The organism is Sphingomonas paeninsulae (assembly GCF_003660165.1).
GTDB classification, from domain to species: domain Bacteria; phylum Pseudomonadota; class Alphaproteobacteria; order Sphingomonadales; family Sphingomonadaceae; genus Sphingomonas_O; species Sphingomonas_O paeninsulae.
This window is the reverse complement of record NZ_CP032829.1, coordinates 335,820-355,364: the sequence shown is the minus strand read 5'-3', so window position 1 is coordinate 355,364 and position 19,545 is coordinate 335,820. Positions and strand designations below refer to the sequence as shown.

17 protein-coding genes are annotated in these 19,545 nt (G+C 60.4%); all 17 read right to left on the bottom strand.

The window, feature by feature from the left end:
• Positions 1 to 258: 258 nt before the first annotated feature.
• Positions 259 to 2,964 carry an SGNH/GDSL hydrolase family protein gene (locus tag D3Y57_RS07120; protein ID WP_121152414.1) on the bottom strand — a complete coding sequence of 902 codons (2,706 nt, stop codon included), beginning with the start codon at positions 2,962 to 2,964 and terminating at the stop codon, positions 259 to 261.
• Positions 2,965 to 2,974: 10 nt separating this feature from the next.
• Entirely contained in the window at positions 2,975 to 3,232 is a 258-nt protein-coding gene (locus D3Y57_RS07115) for a spike base protein, RCAP_Rcc01079 family (RefSeq protein WP_162987029.1), read from the bottom strand.
• A gap of 113 nt (positions 3,233 to 3,345) precedes the next feature.
• The gene (locus D3Y57_RS07110) at positions 3,346 to 3,834 is read right to left on the bottom strand and encodes a hypothetical protein (RefSeq protein ID WP_121152412.1); all 489 of its coding nucleotides are present in this window, start codon (positions 3,832 to 3,834) and stop codon (positions 3,346 to 3,348) included.
• Positions 3,834 to 4,094: a hypothetical protein gene (locus D3Y57_RS07105; protein WP_162987028.1), complete on the bottom strand. Its 261-nt coding sequence runs from the start codon at positions 4,092 to 4,094 to the stop codon at positions 3,834 to 3,836. Before D3Y57_RS07105 ends, D3Y57_RS07110 begins: the two co-directional genes overlap by 1 nt.
• The gene (locus tag D3Y57_RS07100; RefSeq protein ID WP_121152410.1) at positions 4,091 to 4,501 is read right to left on the bottom strand and encodes an N-acetylmuramoyl-L-alanine amidase; all 411 of its coding nucleotides are present in this window, start codon (positions 4,499 to 4,501) and stop codon (positions 4,091 to 4,093) included. Before D3Y57_RS07100 ends, D3Y57_RS07105 begins: the two co-directional genes overlap by 4 nt.
• Positions 4,498 to 4,725, bottom strand: a complete 228-nt coding sequence (locus tag D3Y57_RS07095) for a hypothetical protein (protein WP_162987027.1) — start codon at positions 4,723 to 4,725, stop codon at positions 4,498 to 4,500. The genes D3Y57_RS07100 and D3Y57_RS07095 overlap by 4 nt, the downstream gene beginning before the upstream one ends.
• A 13-nt stretch (positions 4,726 to 4,738) precedes the next feature.
• Positions 4,739 to 11,785, bottom strand: coding sequence for a transglycosylase SLT domain-containing protein (locus tag D3Y57_RS07090; RefSeq protein WP_121152408.1), 7,047 nt, complete (start codon positions 11,783 to 11,785; stop codon positions 4,739 to 4,741).
• A complete protein-coding gene (locus tag D3Y57_RS07085) occupies positions 11,785 to 12,702 on the bottom strand; it encodes a hypothetical protein (RefSeq protein WP_121152407.1) in 918 nt (305 codons plus the stop codon). The genes D3Y57_RS07090 and D3Y57_RS07085 overlap by 1 nt, the downstream gene beginning before the upstream one ends.
• Positions 12,699 to 13,895 carry a tail fiber domain-containing protein gene (locus D3Y57_RS07080; protein ID WP_121152406.1) on the bottom strand — a complete coding sequence of 399 codons (1,197 nt, stop codon included), beginning with the start codon at positions 13,893 to 13,895 and terminating at the stop codon, positions 12,699 to 12,701. Before D3Y57_RS07080 ends, D3Y57_RS07085 begins: the two co-directional genes overlap by 4 nt.
• Before the next feature lie 9 nt (positions 13,896 to 13,904).
• The gene (locus D3Y57_RS07075; RefSeq protein ID WP_121152405.1) at positions 13,905 to 14,306 is read right to left on the bottom strand and encodes a hypothetical protein; all 402 of its coding nucleotides are present in this window, start codon (positions 14,304 to 14,306) and stop codon (positions 13,905 to 13,907) included.
• On the bottom strand, positions 14,303 to 14,518 hold the full coding sequence (locus D3Y57_RS07070) for a hypothetical protein (protein WP_121152404.1): 216 nt from the start codon (positions 14,516 to 14,518) through the stop codon (positions 14,303 to 14,305). The genes D3Y57_RS07075 and D3Y57_RS07070 overlap by 4 nt, the downstream gene beginning before the upstream one ends.
• Entirely contained in the window at positions 14,515 to 16,026 is a 1,512-nt protein-coding gene (locus tag D3Y57_RS07065; protein WP_121152403.1) for a hypothetical protein, read from the bottom strand. Before D3Y57_RS07065 ends, D3Y57_RS07070 begins: the two co-directional genes overlap by 4 nt.
• Positions 16,026 to 17,267, bottom strand: a complete 1,242-nt coding sequence (locus tag D3Y57_RS07060; RefSeq protein ID WP_121152402.1) for a gp53-like domain-containing protein — start codon at positions 17,265 to 17,267, stop codon at positions 16,026 to 16,028. Before D3Y57_RS07060 ends, D3Y57_RS07065 begins: the two co-directional genes overlap by 1 nt.
• Positions 17,267 to 17,950, bottom strand: a complete 684-nt coding sequence (locus tag D3Y57_RS07055; RefSeq protein WP_162987026.1) for a phage adaptor protein — start codon at positions 17,948 to 17,950, stop codon at positions 17,267 to 17,269. The genes D3Y57_RS07060 and D3Y57_RS07055 overlap by 1 nt, the downstream gene beginning before the upstream one ends.
• 18 nt (positions 17,951 to 17,968) lie before the next feature.
• Positions 17,969 to 18,121 carry a hypothetical protein gene (locus tag D3Y57_RS20130; protein ID WP_162987025.1) on the bottom strand — a complete coding sequence of 51 codons (153 nt, stop codon included), beginning with the start codon at positions 18,119 to 18,121 and terminating at the stop codon, positions 17,969 to 17,971.
• Between the two features lie 2 nt (positions 18,122 to 18,123).
• Complete coding sequence (locus tag D3Y57_RS07050) at positions 18,124 to 18,390, bottom strand: hypothetical protein (protein WP_121152400.1); 267 nt, start codon at positions 18,388 to 18,390, stop codon at positions 18,124 to 18,126.
• A 70-nt stretch (positions 18,391 to 18,460) separates the two neighbouring features.
• Positions 18,461 to 19,543: a N4-gp56 family major capsid protein gene (locus tag D3Y57_RS07045; protein WP_162987024.1), complete on the bottom strand. Its 1,083-nt coding sequence runs from the start codon at positions 19,541 to 19,543 to the stop codon at positions 18,461 to 18,463.
• Positions 19,544 to 19,545 lie beyond the last annotated feature (2 nt).

Below are 19,545 nucleotides of genomic sequence, written 5' to 3'. Positions count from 1 at the left end.
CTGGTTCAATTTGAACCGCCGAACCTCTCGGGTGTCGTCAAAGCTCTGGTCATTGAACTCAGAATGAATAAAGGCGGATCGGTGATAAAGTTTTTAAGAAAATTACAGAATAGCGTAAGACTATTCGTCGCACGGGACACAGCCCACACACTCACTGTTAAAGCACGCGGGCTGTGCTTGCAGTGCGAGACTGCAATGGCGGAACCCGGCACTCACGAATGCGGACCCTGTCGTGAAAAACTCGACGAAATTTGGTAACTATTGCTCCGTGATTGTGAAGGCATCGAGGAATGCCGGCGTCAGGCCCTGCTGCCTGCATATGAAGTCTATAGACCCTGACGACGGTGCGATATTAGCAAAGGTGAGAACCGTTGAGGTATTGTTGGTCGGGTCCATCGACTGAGACGCGGCACCAATAACGACATCGAATGGCGCGCGCGATGCTGCACGTGAGCCGCGAACACCGATCGTATAAAGTTTTGCGTTATCAAGCCCACTTATTCGCACAGTCATATCATGGCCCGCAGTGGCCGTGAAATCCGAATACCACGTGCTTTGCATTACCTGATCGGGGAATACCCCGCTGTTATTTCCCGTGCTTGCCCCAAGTGCTGTCGAGAAGCATTGCATCCTATCAGCGGACACCATCTTCACGGACCAGCCAGTTGTAACGCCAGCCGGTGTCAGGATCGTAGTGAGGTCGGCGGGTAGAATGCCCGGCGTCGAGGTATTGTCACTACCGACAGCACCATTCCACCTGTTCCACCCGGCTGGCACCGGCAACGTGCTGAAACTTGGATCGATATTCGCGGACTTCGCCACGCTGGGCGCGGAAACCGTGACAGCAAGACCCGATGTCGTTTTGGGGCTACCCGTTGCACCAGCCAGCGTTTCAACCAGTGAGACCGTTTTCGATCCGGTAGTGCTAAACGTGCCTGTGACCGTCACCCCGCTAACATTCAGCGTGGTGCCGTCCGAAGCCGTTGCTGTGATCGTGGAGCCGGACGTCTTTCCTGCAATGGTGCCGGTATATCCGGTTCCAGAGGTCGCAGTATTTGGTGTGATCGACAACACTTGCAGCACAGGAGCAGTCGCAGAGAACGCCAGCGGCGCACGCGTCGGCAGCGATGGGCGAACCGGCGTGCCATTGTCGAACACAGCGCCGCTCATATCAGGTGCACCCAGCGCGAGATAGCTGACTGTACCGGCCAATCCGCCAAGAGATGCGTGCGTGAGACGAACGACGTTCGCGGACTGTCGGACCGCAGCGGTAATCGCCGGGGTTGTTGTATCGGAAAGCGTGATCGACGCACCGGTGATGCCCGACGTCGGGGTGATATCGGTGCCGTTGGGATTGGTGAAGGTGATGTCCGTATGCGTCGAATCGACGGCGGTCGAGCTGGTGGCGATCGGGCCGGAATAAACCGTCGTTCCTGCAAGCACCGCGAGGAAGTTGGGAACGAGGCGACCAGCGGATGTCAGCTGGCTCGCCTGTGTCTGGTGGATGCCGTCCGCAGTTGCCAGATCCATAGGGCTGTAACCGAGACAGTTGTTCGTATCGGTAGCGACGTCCTGCTCTGCCGCCCGGACGAGGACCAATTGCGCCATACCGGTAGCATCGTGATTCCCCGGATTGCCCTTCTGCGACAGTCCAATGATGATTTTGAGATTGGGCAGGCCCACGCCAGATCGAATATTCGCGAGCGTGGTGCGCAAGTTAGCGGCATGGGATGCTTGCGAGGTTACGGTCTTCGCAGCGGCATCGTTCCAACCGCACTGAAAGAACAGCATATCGACGCCGCCAGCTGCAATGATCGCGTCCCGGCAAGCCGTAAACCGCACGTCAGACGCGCTCATCCATTGGGAAACCGTGCTCCCGCCAACACCCATCGTCAGCCATTTCACATCGCGGTTGAGCGCCGTGGCAATTTGATGACCCGCCTCCATGACGAGCGCACCCACAGTCACCGCAGCAAATGTGGTGCCGTCCGTGGATGACGATACTCGGGCGTTGCTGGTGCCGACGTATTCGGTTTTGAACTTCTCAGGTGTGCTCGATCCTGCAAGCGCGATTTTGAGAGCGCCAGCGGGAGCAGGGCTCACCACCGCAGTTGCAGCGCTCATCGCCAGTGCAGAACCAGCAGTGTTCGTCGCGGTCACCGTGCACGTGATAGTCGAGCCAACGTCAGCGGTGGCGACCAGATACGTTGCAGCGTTCGTGCCTACATTGGTCCCGCCACGTTTCCATTGATAAGCATAGGTCGGCGCAGGCGTCCCGCTCCATGTTCCATTCGATACTGTGAGGGTTTGCCCGTCCTGTGCGGTTCCCGTGATTGCTGGTGCAACGGTATTGGACGGCGCGACCGGAAGCCCTGCAATCGCTGCAGACCCGGCGCTTGTTGCCGTGTTTGATCCGGCAGTGTTCGATGCGGTGACAGCACAAGTGATGACCTTCCCGACGTCCGCCGTCACCAGCAGATATGTCGATGCCGTCGCCCCGCCGATATTCACGCCCGCGCGCTTCCACTGATAGGCGTAGGCGGTCGGGATATTGTTCCACGTCCCCGCAGTTGACGAAAGCATCTGCCCTTCGGTCGTCGTGCCGGATAGCGTGGGAACAATCGCGTTCGTGGGAGCCAGCGCCGGGATCGCTACCGAATTGCTTGCAGCCGCCGCGCTGGTACTGTTGGCGGTAGCAGTCACAATGCCGTAGATCGATCCAGCCCGATCGCCCGTGACGGCGGTGTACGTCGTGGCAGTCGCACCGGGGATCAACCCAGCCGCATTGTACCATTGCCGCGTGAAGGTCGGTGTGTTCGTCCACGTACCATTGCTGAGCGTGAATACCGTTCCGACATCGCCGGTGGACGGCGTGATTGAAGGCGCGACTGTGGAAGCCGGGGCAAGCGGATTGAAGGCGCGTTTCTGACGCACGGAACCAAAGCCAAAGCCGAAACGGGCCATCTCAATCCTTTCAGGCGAAACCGTGAATCGTTGCGGTGGTGCCGGTCTTCACCAGCTTCGCCCGCACATCGATGCGCTCCCCAGCCGCAACATTCAGCGTCACCGGCGCACCACTATCGACGCCCTGTATAATCAGGACGCCGGCAGTATCGGCGCGCAGGGACTTCGGGAGCGGATCGACCACGTTGGTGTCGTGCGGTGAAATCAGGAACATGGATCGCGCCGGGGCGGAAACGGTGTCCTTCTCGTATTGTAGTGCGTCGCTCACGTTACTTTCCCTTCGTCTTTGCAGCCGCGTGCTGCGTGAATTCGATTATCGCCAACCTCACCGCATCGTAGGCAGCGACGACAGCCGCCTTTCCTTCGCGGCACTTCGCGTATTCAACCGCCGCTCCCCGATCCTCCATCGCCAGAACCGCTATCGTCCTGTCCGACAGCAGGGGCAGGCTTGGACAGATCGACCGTAACTGAGTATCCAATGGCGCAGGGATTGGGGCCTGATAGTCGGCGGGCGCAGTTGAGCGCGTCGCGCAGCCCGTCGCTGATGCCAAGAGCAGGATCGCTAAGGCGCGGATCATTGCGGATTTCCTTTATAATTGTGGGCTGGATGATGGTGCGGTCGGCTTCGTCGATGCTGGCAACCTTCGAGCTCAGGTCGCCAGCGATGCCCGCCAGCTGTTGACTCATCCGCTGTTCGCTATCGTGGGTCACACGCATGACGATTGCGGCTGTGATGGCATGATCGAGCGCCTGATCGGCTTTGGCGCGCTGGTATCCGGCGTGATCGAGATACCACATCGCGCCGAGCACGGCTGACAAAGCCAAGACATAGGGCAGCAGCTTGAGCACCCAAGCAGGGAGAACCGGCATTATCCGTCCTCCCCGGTCGTAGTGCCGCCGATCTTCGTCCCGTCCTTAATCGCCGTTGCAGCGCCACCGCCGAACAACAACGCGCCCAGTCCGCCAGCCGATGCCAGCGGATCGAACGTCTTGTTGAGGACGAGGTGAACGCCGATGTAAACGAGCATCACCAGCACGCAGAGCGCGGTGAGCGCCCGCATGATTTCGAAGCTCTCGTTGCCCTTGCCTGTGAACCATTCGCGGAACAGGCGCTTGACTGTCTCCATCATAGCCCGGTCTTCACATCGAACGAGGGACAGGCTCTCGCCACGCCCGGCCAATCGCGGTGACCACGAACGATGATGTTTGGAAACCGCAACCGATACTCGCCCACCAGCTGACGCAGCGTGGCTTTCTGAGCAGGCGTGCGGGTGTCCTTCGGCTTCATCTTCGCATCGACACCGCCCACGTAGCAGATCCCGATATTGCCGGTGTTGTTCAGGCCGACGTGAGCGCCCTTCACAGTGTCGGGGAGCGTCACTACGTCCTTGCCGTCCAGCTCGACGACATGGTGATAACTCACCTGGCCGAACTTCGCCTTGTCCCACTGGCTAATCGTCGCAGCCTTTACGTCGCGCCCTTCTGGCGTCGCGGCGCAGTGGATAGTCAGATATTTAATCGGTCCGAGAGCGGTCACATTATCCTCCTGAGTAAATCGGCCATGTCATGCGGAAGGTCGACTTCGACCGGGAACGACTGCGCAAGCAGCATCCGAACCTGAGAGAGCATCGTGTTCGTGGGATCGAGCCGCTGCACTTCTGGAATCAGAAGTCGCAGGCACAGGCCTAGCGCCGAGAGCTTGTCGTCCTTTTCGGCATCGCGCTCCTTGCACTCCTCAAGGCGCGTTTCGAGAGTAGTCATACGCTTCTCAATTTTACGCCACACGAAGCCGACCCCCGTCCCTAAAACCGTGAACAATCCCCCAGCCGCGCCGATCAGAGCTGCAACATCGCTCATTCCTTCTCTCCCGCGACGCTATCGACGAACTCGTCCTCATCGGCTGGCAACGCCCCTGCGTGACAGTTCCGCGCTTGTTGCCCGTCGCCATGATCCCGGCTGTGCGGGGGACGCCCCTGAGGTATTTCGCTGCCGACGCATCGGCCAACGGCTCGATAACGGCCTCGTACAGAGCAGCCGCGGCATTCCGCTCAGCGCTGTTCGTGTCGGGGGAATTGTTCCCGATAAACGGCGTCAGTATCTTTTGAGCCGACGACGCCATTGTTCCCAGGGCGGGACCGGAAAGCGATTCCGCCAGACTGCGCCGGTACTTGATGCCCTTGAACGCGTTGATGATGGGCGACATCGGACCCGTGAAGCCCGCTCGATCTGCAGTGCGCAGTGCGGCCTCCGTCGGTGTCTCCGTCGAGAAGTCGTAATTCGACCCGAACAGATACGGGCGAATATAGCTATCGTTCAGGTACTGAAATGCGCCCATAATCGGGAGCATCATCGCCGGTATCAGGAGGTGAGCGTCCTTCTCCTTGAACCCGTCCACCGCCATGCGGCCCGCTCGATCGAGGACGTTCTTCTTGAACCCGAAGCTATAGCCCAGCAGCGACGTGAACAGCGAGCCGACGGGGTGCGATGCCAGCGCGGGTTTCTCTGCCCGATTGGGCGCAATGACGGTCTGGTTTACGAACCGGATAAGTGCTGTGGTGTAATCAGCCGCCAGCCCCGGCGAATCCTTGCGGACGTCCTCGAGCGATGGTTCGCCCTTCCGCAGAGCAGCGCCGAACGCATCCGGGTCTTTCACGCCCAGCTCAGCCAGATACCGAGCGCCACGGACGCGCACGCGAGCATTCGGCGATACCATGTCGTGCGCAAGGATCTGGATCATCTTGCGGCCCATCTGCGTGGAGGCCGTGCGCTCGCCCTCCGTGAACTGGTGCAGGAGGATGCCCTTGTAATAACCGGCCATCATTTTTTGGACGCCTTGGGTGCTGCCCTCTGCGCTGACACGCGTGGTGAGCGCCTGATTTACCATCGCGTCCTGCGTCACGCTGATGGCGTCCGACCAACGCTGAGCATCCGATGGGTGCGCGTTCGCGAGCTGGCGGCCGAACTCGACCACGCTGTCTTTCACATAATGGAAGCCATGCTTTGGACCGCCGCGAACGAAGCCCATCGTCAACTCACCGAGCGACGTAACGAGGGTGCGATCCATCTTCGATATCTGGTTCCACGCATGGACATAGGAAATCATGGTGCGGGTGTTGTTGCTGACCGAACCCAGCCGCCCCATGTTGCTGTCATAGGCTTTGGTGAGCCGGTGCATCAGGTCACCAGCATCCTTGTCGCTGCTGCGAACCTGTTCCTTTACGCGCCCCATCAGCTCGTCGAGCTGCGTCACATCGCCGTGCTTATCGACCCATGCCTGACGCTCCTTCGATCCGACCGCACCCTTAGGCCCGAACCGACGTGTTTCCTCCGCCCGGCGAGCAGCTCCGAGGAAGTAGCTGGCGAGCGTCTGGAAAACGTCGTCGTGGTAATAGCCCTTCAACAGGTCATCAGCCTGCTTGCCGAACTCACGCGCCTTCGCAGTGTTGCCACCGATGCCACCACCGCCGCCTTTGTTGACGTGAGCAAGCCCACCGTCGAGGCCAGAATACTGATCGAACACGCGATCGAACCACGCCTGTGCGGCAAGCTCTGGCTTATCGGCACCGACGGAGCGATAGAGCTTTTCGGCGCGGTGCAGGAAATCCTCACGCCCCTTCGACACCTTCTCGACGTCGAGCACGCGGGGGAAATAGCCGTTCGAGACTTCCCCGATATCCTCGCCCGCAGCCTTCCGATACTCGAGCGTTTCTTTGAGCGTGTCCCGTAGTTGTGCCGCCGCCTCCCGTTCCTTCGCGGTCGCACCCAGCCGCTTGTCAGGGTTCGTCAGCATGTCGCGGATACGGCTCAGCGCGGCCTTGTCCTGCAGGAACGGCTCGAGCGCTTCATGTGCGCCAGCAATCCGCGTGATCGAGGAACGCTGGACCGCTTCGTGGAATGTGCGCCCGGCTCCGTCACCCTTACCGGCACGCCCGTGGAAGTGGTCGGCCAGCTCTGCGATCGCGGGCGATTTGAAGCGGTCTCCGAGACTGCGCATCACGCCGTCATTCGTGAACACCAGACCCGACACCATATTGCGCATGGGGGCGGTGACGTCTTTGAGCGTCTGAATCGGGGAGGAAACCTTCTCGCGGAACGTCTCGAAATCTCGTGCTAGATCCTTGGTATCGACGACATGATCGGCAACCTTGCGGAAAAATCCTTCGCGGTCCTCGTCGCGAGCCATGCGCTTCGAAGGCGCGTAGCCGTCGCCGATATCGCGAACAGGATCATGCTTGGCAGCATCGAGGACGTCGGACCCGGCGCGAAGCACCCGATCGAGCAGCGGCTTGAAGCTGGGCTGCAGGCCGAGAAGGTTCCGAACGCCATCGACGACGCGGGACCACAACGAACCACGCTCGAGCGCGCGCTGCGTAGCGCGGTTGGTCAACGCCATCGACAGAAATTCATCGGGGCTAGTCAGCGCATATCGCATACCTGACGACGACGTGAGTTTGTCCATCGTCCCGCCGAATCGATCGCGTGCTTCGTTGAAGAGCGACAGGAACTCCCGGACGGGTGCCTTAGCGAAATCGCCGGGCTGCAGATGATCGAAGCCCCAGCCGTAGCGACGCATGGCGGCAAGGTGGACCGCTTCGTGCAGAACCGTTTCATGGTCGCCAGCCCGACGGACAAACGCGAGATTGGCGGATGGATCAGCTTCACCGAAAGCCGTCCGCGATTCCATTGTGCGTCCGCCATACATCAGGGTCGCATCGTCGCCCACGATGTCGGACAGTTTAGCCGCCAGTTCGCGGTACTGGGGTTCGGCATGCGTGGCCGAGATACCTTCCAGTTCCCCACGCAGCTTGAAACTCGACTGTTCGCTCGAGCGGGTGGATGTTCCCTCACGCGCAGCGCGCCGGGTGTTGAACATATCGCCGGTTTCAGCGGCGCGAGCTTCGTCACGAGCTTTCAGCTTTTCAGCTGCAGCCTGGGCGATTTCGACCGCACGAGCGCCCATGTCCTCGCCGAACAGCGAAGGGCCGACGCTCTCCGCATCTTTCACATAGAACTGCAGGCCGTCGGAAACATCGCGGGCAGAGCGGGCCTTCGTCAGCCCTTCGCCTTTCAGCATGATATTCGCGAGGGCTTCCGTGACCGGATCGACGTCGCCGGAGAAGATATCGCGCTGGTGGATGAAGTCGCTAATGGGCCGTTCTTCGGCACGCGCGCGGGCGATTATGTCGGCAATCTCGCCAATCTGAGGCGTGATATCGAACTGCTTGGGAAGGTCGCCTTTCGCGATTTTGGCGCGCAACTGGGCGAACGACGGAGCAAGGTCCGTCAGCACGTTCCCGATCGCCTTGATATCACTGTCGGGGTTCGCGACGATTCGCTCTACGAGTGTCGGATTGTCATAAGCCTTGGCGAGCAGCGCCGAGCGCATACGCTGGATACCCTGCACCGATAGCGAGCCGTCTGGCTGCACCATCGAGTTCGTTTCGTTCGGACCCGCAACCTTATCGACGAAGCCCCGCACAAACTCACGGTTGCCGGCGCTGTTGACGTCGCCACCGCGATAGGTGTGCAGCAGCTCGTCGGGCAGCGACTTGGCATCAGCCTTTGCGCGTTCCCCGGCAGACATTTCCATAGTTCCGCCGTCCTGCGCGTCGCGGGTGAAAGCGGCGCGCTGGGTATCGTCCATCTCGCTCACACGACGGCGCACGAGAACGGGCCGCTCCATGCCCTGAGTGTCGAAGCCCTTGGCCTCGATCATGCGCCGGTATTCAGCGGCCTTCTCAGGGTGGACTTCATAGGCGCGGTTAATCGCTGCAACGCGACCGTTGCCACTCTCCACCATTCGGTCAGGCCCGACGATGGGTGCGCCCTGTGAAGCGAGCCGCGAGGAATCGAGCTGGTGCGGATCGAGGTTGCTGGCGATGTGCGCAATCTGAGCGTCTGAAGTCGCACGGCTGGAACGATCGCGCGGCTGGAACCGCTGATCGAATGAAGGATGCGACGACGTAATGAGGCTCGGAGCGTCGTGAACCTCGAACCGCGTGTCGATTGGCGGGCCGTTTGGCGTAACGACCTGTTCGGTTGGCGGGCCAGATGCCCGAAATCCCGCGCCAGATGACTCAGGGGCGCGATAAGGAGCCGAAGGGCGCTCAGGTGGCGGAGACGTCGGCGGAGGCGCTGACGGAGGCGCGGGCGAGTCCGTTGCTACCTCTGGCGCTGGTATCGCACGCTGAGACAGGTCTGCAGACCGGCCAGCCGGTGGCGCTGGACGTTCGAAACCGGGACCGGTGCCGGTGGCTGGTGACTCCTGTCCGTATGTCGATTGTTCACGACGCTGCAGCACAACGCGCGTGGTGTTTGCGCCCCATGCCACACGGTCGAAGTCGCCGCCGAGCTGGTTTTGAACGGCGAACTTGGCCGCATCCTTGCTGTTGCGGAACGCGACCGGGTTACCCGACTTGCCAGCAACATAGCCCTCTGGCGTTGTCGCCCAGGTGTTGGAGCCGGTTGGCTGGTGCGGGCGCTGATCGTATTTGCCGCGATACTGGCCCATCGGATCGGATGACGCAGCGGTGCGCTCCTGCTCGTAACGCTGGCTGGCATCGGTGTTCTGGTCCCGCTGGCGACGCGCATCAGCACGACGCGCCCATTCGGCCTCAAGGTCAGCTTGCGCCTTTGCCTGTGCTTCCGCGCCCATCTGGCGTGCGCGATTTTCGTGGAAACCGGGCTGGCCTGCAGGATCATCACTGCCCGCCTTGAATGTGCGCGTGCTTCCGCCTGTACCCATACGGCTGTCATCAGCGAGTGAAACGCCAGCTTGCCGTTCACCCATTGTGGCGCTTGGAGCCTGTTCGGTTTTCTCGAAGCCCTGAAAATCCTCGCGCACTGGCGGGGACATCACATCATCAGGATTGCGGGCCACGCGATCAGGAGACGAATACGGTCCTTCGCCTGCCTCATCGGGTGCCGACATGCGATAGGGCTGCTCTTCGACGGGTGCCCGACGTGGCGGGTTGCCCTGACCGAAAACCTTGCGGACGTAATCGGACGTTTCTTTCGGGATGAACGCTTTCCAGCCGTCAACACCGCCCTTGTCGAGCGCCCAACGAATGCGGCCGGGACCAGCGTTATACGCAGCAGCTGCCAGCTCCTCATCGCCGTTGAAGCTACGGAGCAACTTGTCGTGATACGCACGGCCCAGCTTTTCGTTGTAGGCCGGATCATTGGCGAAGCGGTCAGCATCCCACGGAACGCCAGCATCCCGAGCAGCTTCCGGCCCGGTCTTTGGCATTACCTGGGCGATACCCTTCGCTCCCTTGGGAGACGTGACGGTCGAACCGTCGTCCTTGAACTGGCGGTGATTGGATTCCGCGCCGAGCATCCGATCGAACGAACTGCCCGTCGCTGGCTTACCACCGCTCCGAGCAACTTCCGCCGTTGGAGCCTGCCACGGGATATCCGAAGCCGGTTCGTCAGGCTTGGCGCTGTCTTCGTGCAGGCGCTGCAGACGGTCCCATAAAGTGGCAACTTTCGTTTGCGCGCTGACGTTCGCGTTCAGGATCTCCGAAACGACCGGATCACTGGCGACGTGGTGCTGCGCTCGATCGAGAACAGAGCTGTCAGCCGCACGCTTGCGATCAAGTCCCGCGATACCGCCCGCATCGTCAGAACGAACATTGCCCTCAGGCGCGCCGATAATGGTGGTGTCGGCAGGAACAGCGCGGGTCGATGGCGCGACTTGCTCAGGCGCGCCCTTCCGACCGGGAACACCCATATTTCCGCCGCGTTCGCGAGCAGCTGCAAGACGCTCTGCAGCCAGCGCCGCAAACTCGGGCGACATGACCTGATTTGCGCCCACGCCAGCAGATTGCAGATCCGCAGTGGGAGGGGCGTGGCCCGCTTGGTCGATACCGCCATCGAGTGAACCGAATGTGAGATCGGGAGAAGGCGGCGCAGGGGCCAACTTTGAAAGGCCGTGCGATGCCATATGACCAGCAATACCGAGGGGCGCACCGCCCACGATTCCAGCCGCTCCGCGATCGAGTGCTTCCTCAAGGCTGAAACCCTGACGCGTGCCGAGGTTCGTACCGGCATAATCGGAGACGGCTTGCCCGCCCATCATAGCTGCTGACTTGCCCGCAGCGGTCGCTGTACCGCGCAACAGGCCCTCGCCAGCGTGCGCCGCCATGCCGCCCACACCGAATTTACCCAGGGCAACATCGACAGCCGCCGAAGGAGCAGCCGCAGCCATGTCCCATAAGTTCGCCCGTGGCGCAGGCGCAGTCACACCGGGAACAGGAGGAGCCTGATTATTGACGGCACGCTGCTGCCCGATTTCGCCCATGCGCGACGCGCCATAGAGCCAAGGTGCGGCAGTCATCGCCACGAGGTCGGGAACCGAACCGACGCCCTGATCCATGATGAATGAGCCGATGTTACCAGCCGACGGCTTGGCTTTCACATCCTCCCACGTCGTTGCACCGGTCACCGGTACCGCTGCACGAGCTTCCGATGATGCTGCATCATTACGCGCCCAGTCTGCAACGCCAGTCGCACCGACTGCATCAGCACCCGTCGCAACCGCACGGCCTAGCCCGCCAGCCATGCGATCAATGCCACGGTCGCCGAGATCATCGACACGATGGATGAGGTTGCCTGCACGCTGCCAGATTGATTGAGCAGGCGGACCCGCTGGTGCGGTAGTGACCTCAATGTCAGGCGGAGGGGTGACGGCTTCCTGTCCACGCCGGAACGCACGCTCGTAACCCGGCACATCAGTCGGATTAGGCGCGGTTGAGCTACCCAGCGCGGGCGCGCGCGGCTTGGCTGTCCCAAGCGCTTCGTCGAAGGAGAAAGTGGGCATCAGTTAACCGAAATGAATTTGAGGCCGTCCCACTGAGCAACGCCCTTGGCAGTCCGGTAGTATTTGCCGGTTGTCAGGTCGCCCGGTTGCGCATTCGCCGGGAGAACCTCGACTTTCAGAGCCGACGCCGACGGACTTTTTGAGGCTTTTGAACCAATGCCCGCAGCGATGGTTTGCCCCGTGTCGAAGCTACGACCGTCCGTCCCGTACATGCTTCCCTTGAGACTATTGTCAGAACCGTACCGGCTGGTCGCACTGTTGACGTCAGTGTTCCTCATGCTGGTATTGTTGCTATCGACGGCATTTTCGCGCGTGACGTTATGACCGTACATCTGCACGTCCTGCCCGCGACCCGTCAGGCTTTCCGCGCGTTTGTTATGGCGCGCAGTTTCTTCTGTCCGAGCGATATCGTTCGCTTTGCCAACGCCGTTCAACTCGAGTTGGCCGTCCTGATACTGCCCCGTCTGGTCCACACTCTGCTGCTGGATGCCAAGGCCCATTTGCTTGAGCCGGTTCTCCATCGTCAGCTGCTGCTGCTTGGCCGCGTCCTGATGGCGCTGATCTACGAAGTTCGCACCCGCTGCGATGCCGGCACCGAGGCCACCATTCAGGGTCGCGGCACCTGATCGCAGGAGAGCGCCCCGACCCTCGTCTGACTTCACGAAATCCCCGATACGATCGAATATCCCATTGCCGCTGACATGTGCGTTCGGAATCACTGGCGGGGCCATATTCGTAGGCGCAATGCTTGGCGCGTCAGGAACGGCTGGATTATCGCCCCAATTGCCCATCATTGGCGCGTCGCTCGCAATGGGCGCTTGAGGTGACTGGCCGGGAAGCATCGGAGAGGGGAGCATAGGCACCAACGGACTGGCAGGAACCGGAGCGATGGGCTTTGCCGCGCGAGTGCCGATCATTGAACGCCTCCCAATTTCGAATAATCAACCGTCTGGTAACCGAGCATGACGGGGCCGAGCGCCCACGGGCGCAGCTGCTCAACTTCATCCGCCATGACGCCGATGCTTGCGGGCGCGGTGTCGTCGTCCCAGACGTAGCGATAGCGATAGATCCCGAGCCCATCGTCTTTGCGCTCGATCAGCATCACATCACGCTTGAGGCGCGGATCGGAGAACGCCGACGCGGCAATCTGCCCCGCCCCAAGTAGGCTATTGAGCAAACCTCCCGACTGTTTCGAAGTGCCTGTTGACGTCCCGCTCGTGGTAACGTCACGCGGCGTTCCCGACAGGATCGACATCAGATCCTTGTACTGATCCATCGGCGCGCCCTGCATACGCAGATATTCCTGATAGGCGGCGCTGTCCGAATCACCCTTTGTAGCCTGTTCAACCGCGCCAGTTTTCGACAAGTTATTGATATCGGCTGTGTTAAGGTTCGAAGCCGTCGCGCCGAGGTTGCCCATCTGAGCACCGCTCGCGAGCATCCGATCAAGGATCGACTGTATATTGGACGCGTTCGTGGTGTCAGCTTGGAGGTTCGCACTCTGGTTGCTGGTTTGAGCCGCCATCTTGGCTGCACGATCCCGCTCGAACTGCTGCTGTGCATCGGAATACGCCGCCGCATTCGACGTGTTCATGTAATCCATGATGCCTTGGTTTTGGTTTTTTTCCTGCTCGCTTTCGAGGAGAGCGCCACGCGTGCCACCAAAGGCTTTCTGAGCCTGCACGTTGTCATTCAGCGATGCGTGATCCAGCTCGTTCTGGCGCTTCATCTGGTTGACGGTCGATTGCTGGACTTGCTGAGTGTACGGGTTCGCATATTTCGCCGCCGTCGCTGCGTCGAACTGATCCGCGCCCACCTGACCCGCCGCGACCGTCGGCACGGTTCCCGACGCAGCCCCCGCCGTCATGGCTCGAGCAGCTGCCAGATCCTGCTGACCTGTCCCGACCGACCCCGCCGCCTGGGCAGATGCTGCGTTCTGGTTGGCCGACATAGCAGGCGACATTTCGCCGGTGTACGCAGCGGGAGGATTTGCCGCAGCGGATGCCGAAGCCTTGTTGTACAGGTCCTGTCCGCCCTGCGTCATCCACGCGGGCAGCTCAACCTTCTGGCTTTCGTTCGACGTTGTGGTGGTTTTTCCGCCCCCGCTCATCGTGTGCTCCTAAGTCGCTTGGCTGTAGAGATGCCGAACCGTGAGGCCCGGAACGGCGCGTTCCCAACGACGTGGGCTTTCGAATTCGACACGGTTGCAAAGTGCTTCCCGCCCGATCGCGAGCAGCTGGGGCCAGTAAGCCGCGGCGTTTGCCTCAGCCTGATTACTGGCGAGCCAGACGTGCAGATCCCGCGTGTACGGTGCGACCTGAACCTGCAGGACGACGAAACTTTCGCGGTCGGGCGTCATCCAGAGGTACGCGTTGCCGACGAGAATCTCGTGATAGACATCCTCAGCAATCCAAGGCTGGCTGGTACGCTCCGAGATCCACGAAACATGATCGCGGATCTTCGGCCATACGTCGCGCAGCTCAGCGACAGGCACGTGAGAGAGGGGCGCGGCCACCGTCATAGCGACGTGCCCAGATTGACCGTGTGAAGTGCGCCCGCGTTATCGACCGTGACGCTGAAATAGGTACCGTTGGGTGAACGAAGCATCAGGCGGCGCGGACCATCGAGCACGACGTCCGATTCCAGAGCGTCACGTGCTGCTCGATCGTTGGTCTGCATCCGTTGCTGCAGGGTGCGGACATCGCGAATTGCGCCGCTGACAATACCCGTCATCGACCGCCTCCCGACTGCACGTTGAGAACGGGAACCCCCAGCTCCCACGGGCCGACCTTGCCCGCTATCTGCAGCTGGGCCTGACGGGTGGAAATCGACAGATCGACCTTTTCAACGGCTGGCGTAAATTCGAAGGGGCCGACGGGAGTTTCAGGACCGCCCGAATAATCGCGGCAGAACATCGTCAGCTCACACGTGCCGCTGCCCTCTTCCATGTCCGGCCAGAAATCGCTGATTTCGGCGAGTTGCTGCCCAACACCAACCATGATCGGGTGCGAACGGACGAAACTCGGCATCCGCACGGTACCGGCCATTGAGCCGTTTTCGTGCTCGTAAATCGTTCCGGCCTCGGTAATCGCGAGCGGACGCGGGAAGATGCCGGCATCGAGCCACGTCAACCGGCTGATGAGCGCCTTCGTCCATGTCGCGTTGGCATAATTGTAAACAACCGCGCGATCGATCTCAGTTGAGGCCGCGCTGCAATAGAAGAACCAGACTTCATCATAGGCGGTGTTCGCACGTGCCTGACACTTGACGCGCTGCAGGATATTGATGTCTTTGAACACGAAGTCCTGCAGCTCGCAGGGTAGTTTACGTACCAAGCCGTCGAACACGAAAAAGCTATGGCTTCCCATCCAGTACGCGCTGCCACCGCCACCCTGATCGGTGACGACACACGCGGCGTGCGGACCCATCGCGCCGCACTCACTTGCGAGACGATCGCGAGAATAGACCAGCGAATTGGATAGCGGTGCTAACCCGAAGACTTCCGTCTGTGTCCAAGCGAGAATTTGCCCACCAACACGCTTGCCGCACTGTAATGGCGACGTCGCTTGCAGATCATAGCTACCGGCCCGGTTCGTCGCGAGCGGTGCCCACACGTTGCGGTTCTCACGATCGCTCCACCGGACTAGGTTCGGATTGCCGTCACAGCCAAACGCAAAGACGTGGCGCTCGTCAGATACGCACATCGCCCGAGCCATCGGCGCATTGGTGACCGGCACCATCTTGGTAGTGGAGCCGTCCAGATATTCGTAGAGGGTGCCGTTGGCCGAGAAACAACCAAGCAGGATTTCACCGAACATATCGAACGTCCAAACGGTCGCGTCGAGAAGGTTGGCGGACGAGGTGCGTTCGGTGCCGTAAAACTCGTCACCGTAAAGACCCGCGCCGAAACCCGAACCGATGATCGAATCTGCCCGACCCGGAATAATGCCGACCGGAGAGATATCCGTGACCGAACCTCCATCGAATTTGAACACGCCGAGGTGAGTGCCAATCGCAGAAAGTCGAGCAGACAGGTTGTTGGGACGCCACGCCAACCAGTCGCGAGGACGCCCTGATATAGCGCTGCCATCGACAGGCGATTGGACCCAGCCGCCCATCTGCGCAGGAACGCCGTCGCGGAAACGCACAAGGTTCCCATCGACCCAACGGCCCTTAGACGCGCGTTTGGAGCGATTGCTGTACAGCCCGGGCTGAAAGGAGAGTTCCGATTGCTGGAACATCAGAGGCTGATCGCGTGCCAGTCATAGCCCGACGCCGTATCGGAGCCGGTAATGCCGCGAGCCTGGACAATGAAACTGGTGGTAGAGCGTGTGCCACGGGATAGGATCGACCCGTTCAGCCCACCGGATAGGTTGATGTTAACCATATAGTTCGTGTTGGCGAACGCAATCGGCAACGCCTGAGACACCGCACCACCGCTCCCGATAGAGGTGATGACACTGCCCCATTGCTCGATGGTGCCGTCTGACCATGTGCGCCATTTGCCGTTCGCATTTGAGCCGGAGCCGGTGATGATTGCGGCCATGGTGCCTTGGGCGGTGGTGAGGCTTCCCGGGATGGCTAGGTTGCCGCTAAGGTCTAGCGCCATTTTTTGGCCACCGTTAGTAACCCACGACCATGTGCCAGATGAGCGAGTGTAGGCCATGAAGCAGTTGGTATTCATGTTCAGGAGCGGATTTCCGCCGCTAATCGCTAGGTAAGCATTACTAGCGCCACCTCCAAAATACAAAACACCGGAAGAAATTATATCTCCAGCGGCGGCGACGATAGAACCGCCTGTTGCAGTGATGCCACCAGCTACGCCAAGGGCATTAGCCATATTAACGTTGCCGCCAGCGAACGCGTGACCGTTGCCATTATTATTACCGTAGTTGACAGGCCCATTAGCGGCCATAGTGCCTATGTAGCCTTGCTGGACACCGGCTGCGTTCAGGAAAACTATTTGGCCCGTTAATGTGGAATTTCCGGCCACCATGACCGCGGAACCGCCCGCGCCGCTGTTATTAGTGTATATATTTCCGTTCGCGACTATTTGGCCGTTGATAGCTACAGAACCACCGACGCTAAGTCCTTGCCCCGGCAAGTTGTAGTTGGTGCCGTCGTTATAGAGGTAACGAGTGCCCGCTGAGTTCAGCAGCAGCGTGCCAGTGGTCCCGCCAGAGCGATAAGCGATGATATCGCCAGACGGCTGCAGGCGAGCGACGCCGCTACCGTCGGTTGCCGTGATGCTCCCGGCAGCGACAAACGTGCTCGAGGATGTCACCGAACCGGTTAGAGCACCGCCCGCTTTTGGCAACGCAGCAGCAGCAGCAGTAGCCGCACTCGCCGCTGCATCGGCATTCGCCTTCATCGCGGCATCGATCGTATCAAGGTTCAGGTTGAGCTTGGTGCCCCAACTATCGTTGGACGCGCCTACCTCTGGCTTCGTCAGATTATAGACTGTGGTTACCGTATCAGCCATTAGCGTGCCCCCGCGCCAAACGCCGCAACGCGCAGCTCAGTGTCGGGCACGATGCCCATTCCGGTTTCGTCGCCGCGCTGTTCGTCTTCCTCGTCCATCATGGTCTGGACTTGGCGCTCGTAACGGCCCTCTTGACGGCCAGCCTCAGCGTCATTTTTCAGATAGCCGTTCGCGACTTCCTGACAGGCCGCAGCGATGACAGCGGTTTGCTTGAGAGAGAGGACGGCTGGCGGCGAAAGCACGCACGCGTCGATATCGTCGGGCGTGCCCGATTTATAAATCAGCTCGAACTGCGCGCCGATCGCGACAGCAGCGTTGAGGTAGAACTTGCCGGGCAGCAGCGAGTACGCGTTCGGATATCCAACATAGGGGCCGCGCGCATCGTTCTGCGTCTGTGCGAGCGACTGGCGCTCGAGCACATCATAACCAGTGGTGCCGCTCAGATACGCGAGCGAAGCAGTGCTGCGCATGTCGGCTGGAGCATTGATAATATTCGTCTGCGCAGTCGTCGTGATTGTGGCCGAGATTTTCTCGAGCCAGAGCCAACGACGCTCCGATTCCAAACGGCGACAGGCGGCGTGCAATGCGCGATCACAGACTTCATCCGGCACGCCAGTGGGACCAGGACGCCATAGGTCGCCCCGAACTTTACCTCTCGCCTGATCCCAAGTCAGTATCGACACTGAACGCCGCCGCCCCCGTTAGTGCTGAAGCAGCAGGTCGACTTCGATCGCAGCCGCAGCAGAGACGGCAGCGCCCCCAACCAGAGCTTCGATGATGTCGCCAGCCACGAGATCCACGCACCCGATCGTCGCCGAGGAGACGACGCTTGCGCCTGCTGCAGTCGTCGCCACCGTTAGGTCGGTACGAGTGCCCCCGTGTTCTTCTGTAGCTTGAGGGTCGCGCTGGCCCCCAGCGTGGCGAGTGCTTTCAGATGCGACGTGAACAACCGCGCAGGACGGTTGATCGTGAGCAGCTGGATATTGTCACCATTGCCGGGATATGCCCCGCCGTTGGCAGAAGTGTTGTCGACCGTCACCTTGCGAGTGATTGCGAAAACGCTGTGATCCACTTCAGGCGTGAGAACCGCCGCAAGCAGGTAACCTTTTGACTGCGTAGCCATAACAAAATCTCCTTTTGGAAGTCCAAGGAGAGCGGGCTGGCGAGACCCGCTCTGACCTCAGCTATTCAGATCAGACGACGGGAGCGGCAGCGGTATCGACGGCGAAAACGCCGAAGTCCGACTGGTTCACGAAGTGCGTCTTCGCGAGGCCCCAGATGAAGGTTGCAGCAGTGCCGAGGTATTTGCCGTAGTCCTTCGACTTCTCGACGAGCTTCATGCGGCCCTTGTCGTCGGTCTTCTGACCGAAGGCGGTGACCGCAGCCTGAGCGCCAAGGAACAGCGCACGCGCCGCTTGGACGTTTCCACCCGCACCGTAATCGGTGAAGGTCGGACAGCGCGTCGATTCCACGAGAAGCATGTCGCGATACATGCCGAGCGTTTCGTGCTCGAACATGTTTTCGCCGCCACCTTGCATGCTGGCCTTGACGATATCAGCCCACTGCAGATTGCCGGTATTCTTGCGAAGATCGGTGACATGATACGGGTGGAGAATAACGACCCAGCAGAGCTTGCCGTTGAACTTCGCCTTACGCATCGTCGGCGTTGCGAGCTTCGCGCGCTCGGCCAGCTTGTCGAGGATCGCGAACGACATCGTGTCGGTTGCAGCAAGTGCGGCCTTTGAAGCCACGCCGATACCACCATAAACGATGCGGTCAGCAGTCGGAGCCTGCAGAGCATTGCCGCCCAGTGCTCCGCTCGGATGGAACCACGATGCGCCTGCCGGTCCCTGACCAAACCCGGTCAGATACTCGAAGAATGTGCGATCGATATATTCCTCGGTCCACTCTTCGATAGCGTCCTTCATGTCCGAACGAACGTCGGCCATCGTGCGCTGCTCGGAGAGGTTAAGCTCGACCTGAAACGCGTGGCGCTTTTCGCCGAGGTTCAGATCGAAATACTTGTAATCGAGGCTCTCTTCTTTGCCCTCGAGCGATTCACTGTCCTGTACGCCGATGCCCTGAGGCAGCATGCGGATACGGAAGCGAACGCGATCGCCTTCCTTGCCCAACTCGTCCCTGATCTGGACGACGGAACGATCGCTCGTGCCGGTGAGCATTCCATACAGCGTTGGCTTGACGGAATCGTTGAAGGCTTTGCGTGCCCAAACCTTGACGGCGAGAGGCGACGCAGCGGTGAAACTGGTGGATGACATGG